Here is a 3,011-nt window from a genome sequence, read left to right as displayed (position 1 = left end):
GGCCTGAATATTCTCCTCAATAGCCTTGCGAACCTCGTCGTCCAGGAAAGTCACCTTTTTCTTCGACAGCAGGACGACCAGACGACGCTCTGAGATGACTGAGAGAGGCTGAAAGGAAGAGTTCAGAACTAAGACAGGCATGAATGGCTTTCCTTCCTCTCTGTCAGAGCTGAACCACCGGGCAGACAGCGAGGAAGAAGCCGAACCGGGGCTAGAGGAGGAGAGAGGCCGGGGCCTCACCTCTCGTCAGCTTCTCATCGCCGCCTGCATTGCTCACCGATTGGCCAGGGAGATGGGCGTTGACATTGCACGATCAGGCAGGGGTTGGAGAGACCACCGATCTGAGCACTGAGGAGCTGGAGAGCCGCCAATGAGCTGCTGAGAAGCGGATAGAGGATGTGAGAAGACGAAGCTCTATCCGTACCTGCTGCTTCGCTCAGGCGGTGCTGCACCGTAATTGAAAGCTCCATGCTCCAGTGGATCGGACCGGCAGTCGAGCCTGACCTAACCTCAGCCGACCGTCGAGCTAGCCGGCTGCTGGGCCGGCCAGGTAACAAACCAACGAGAGATGAGCTCCAGGAAGAGAAAGTGTCAACTTGGTCGGGGTGAGAGGACTCGAACCTCCGACCTCAGCGTCCCGAACGCTGCGCGCTAGCCACTGCGCTACACCCCGCTAAACCGACTCGTGCAAGTTCTTCGCCGGTCTCGCTCGTTTGCCCTGCTCGGTTATTCCCCTTCTGCACAATCGATGAGGCGAAACGAACATCCTACGAGAACGTCACCAGCAAGAGCTGGTGATGAGGCCGGGCGAAAACGTTGCAGGCAGGTCGCTGCGCCTGTGGCTCTTGACGAGCGGCCTGCGGGCGCAGGCGTTCTCGCATGCCTCTTGTCGTTGCATAGTATAGCACAGGCGGTCTTGGCTTGGCAATAGGGTAGACGAGAGAAAAGGGCGAGGTTGCTGAGCTGTTAGCCGGGGGCTGCCTCGCTGGCTGGGCCGCTGGCCGTCTCAGGCGTGCTCTCGCCAGACGCAGGAGCCTTGGCCGCTGTTCCAGACGACTGGGGCGGGGCCTTCTCCTCGACCTCCTCTATCAGGCTTCCGTCGGGCCGCTCGTAGATGATCCCCTTGAGGGAGGAATAGCCGATGGTAAAGCCGCCGGGCACGTGGCGCAGCCGCTCCCAATAAACCGGGAAGTCGACGCGGCGGATGAATTCCTCGATCTGGCGACGCACGTCGTTCTCGTCGACAGCATAAAATTGCTGGAGGTAAAGGGCGGAGTCGCCCCGGTTGTATTCGAAGAGCCAGAGGCTCTTCTTAATGAGCTTCCCTTCTTCTTCCATCATCTAGCTCCTTGCTGTTCACTGTCTACTCCCCTTGCTGTGGAGTCCGCTCCGTCGCATTACAATTCTCCCTCTATAGTAGCCGTTTTTCGCTCTTCTTTGAAGATAGGATTGATATCATGCCAATGGAATGATCGGTCGGTCTCGGCAGCCCGTTCTGGTAGCTCCCAGACTGGCATGCCCTGTATCACTCTGGCGGGCCAGCCTGGCAGCGGCGAGCCGCCACAGAGCGAGGTTGACGCTCTCCCGCCGGAAGTGCTAGAATATATCCTAGTGAGCAGGTCGGATTAAGAGTAACCTGCGTAGGAGCGATGAAAGCGAGGAATCAGCATTCCCCACGGGGCGAGAAAGGAGCGAGCCATGATTTTGAGAGTCTCCACAAAAGGCGAGTATGGTGTACGCCTCATGGTTGATCTGGCTCGCCACTATTACAGCTCGCGCCCGCGGTCATTGACCGATATTGCGCAGGCCGAGCAGTTGTCTCTGGCGTACCTGGAGCAGCTGGTGAAGCTTCTACGCGAGGCTGAGCCGCCACTGGTGGTCAGCACACGAGGGGCGCACGGCGGTTATCGGCTGAGCCGCCCGCCGGAGGAGATCACGATGGGGGAAATTGTGCGGGTCCTGGAGGGACCAATCGCGCCCATGATCTGCGCGACGGAGGGAGAGATGACGCAGATCTGCAGTCTGCTGGACTCCTGCAAGACCAAGTTCCTCTGGGCCAGGGTGCGCGATGCTGTTGCTCAGACGCTGGATTCGATGACTCTCGCCGATCTGGTGGGCGCCTCCGAGCAGGAGACGCAGAACGCTCCAACGCACTTTATCTCCATCTCGGATATCCGTGTGGCTCCGTCTTCGGCGCTGTGAGCTGAGCTAGGCCGAGACGCAGGACCGGTGTGCCGGGGATGGGCCAGTGGGGCCTGCCGGTGGGGCGAGGGCTTGGTTGGCGTTGGCTGAAGTGGTCGCAAGATGACCGCGATGCGAGGAGAGCTGAAGACTCGGCTCGATTCATGGGCCGCGGCAGACTCCCCGGTTTTAGCGGCAGTGACATAGACAGGCAGACAGACTGACAGGCTGATGAGCGAACAGCTCTTTGCCTCCCTGCTCAGCTCGGTGCAGCCCCCAGGCAGCCAGCCTGTCAATGACCTAATCAGCTCGCTCCGCCTCTGTTCGCGACTCTGCTCCGGTCCTGCCCGTGCAACGTCGCAGAGGACGGGAAGCGATGGCTGTCAGGCTGAGGTAGTGTAATCGTATCTCAAGCTCTTCCAAGGAGGATGGTTTTCGCTAATGGCTTCAGAATTGGTTATTAAGAATCTTCACGCCAGCATCGAGGGCAAGCCCATTTTGCGTGGCGTTGACCTGGTGGTGCGACAGGGCGAGGTTCATGCCCTGATGGGCCCCAATGGCTCCGGCAAGAGTACGCTCGCCAACGTCATTATGGGCAACCCCAAGTACGAGGTCACTGACGGCGAAATCTGGTTTAAGGGGGAGAATATTCTCGAATATTCCCCGGATCGTCGTGCTCGCATGGGCCTCTTCCTGGCGTTCCAATATCCGATGGCAATCCCAGGGGTGAGTGTGGCCAACTTCCTGCGCCGTGCCCTGGAGGCTGTACGCGAGGGACCCCGGCCCGTGGGCGAGGAAAACCCCGGTGGCAGACCCGCCCCGCGCAAGAC

The 3,011-nt window shown here is 59.7% G+C and carries 3 protein-coding genes and 1 tRNA gene; 2 read left to right on the top strand and 2 right to left on the bottom strand.

From position 1 onward, the window contains the following. Positions 1–597: 597 nt before the first annotated feature. Both IRZ31_RS20950 and IRZ31_RS20945 read right to left on the bottom strand, forming a co-directional pair. Positions 598–673, bottom strand: a tRNA-Pro gene (locus IRZ31_RS20950). A gap of 293 nt (positions 674–966) precedes the next feature. Continuing rightward, positions 967–1,341: a hypothetical protein gene (locus tag IRZ31_RS20945; protein WP_297157603.1), complete on the bottom strand. Its 375-nt coding sequence runs from the start codon at positions 1,339–1,341 to the stop codon at positions 967–969. Between the two features lie 357 nt (positions 1,342–1,698). On the opposite strand from IRZ31_RS20945, the gene IRZ31_RS20940 reads away from it, so the two are divergent. Further along, positions 1,699–2,202, top strand: coding sequence for an Rrf2 family transcriptional regulator (locus IRZ31_RS20940; protein ID WP_363325712.1), 504 nt, complete (start codon positions 1,699–1,701; stop codon positions 2,200–2,202). 420 nt (positions 2,203–2,622) lie between these two features. Next, on the top strand, positions 2,623–3,011 hold a 389-nt coding region (locus IRZ31_RS20935; protein WP_297157601.1), incomplete at its 3' end, for an ATP-binding cassette domain-containing protein.

The sequence above is a fragment of the Thermogemmatispora sp. genome (assembly GCF_019683635.1).
In the GTDB taxonomy this organism is placed as follows: domain Bacteria; phylum Chloroflexota; class Ktedonobacteria; order Ktedonobacterales; family Ktedonobacteraceae; genus Thermogemmatispora.
This window is presented reverse-complemented; position numbering and strand designations above follow the sequence as displayed.

What these genes read in the sequence shown, in the direction of transcription:
- IRZ31_RS20945 (WP_297157603.1), bottom strand. Translation starts at nt 1,341, where the DNA reads ATGATGGAAGAAGAAGGGAAGCTCATTAAGAAGAGCCTCTGGCTCTTC.
- IRZ31_RS20940 (WP_363325712.1), top strand. Translation starts at nt 1,699, where the DNA reads ATGATTTTGAGAGTCTCCACAAAAGGCGAGTATGGTGTACGCCTCATG.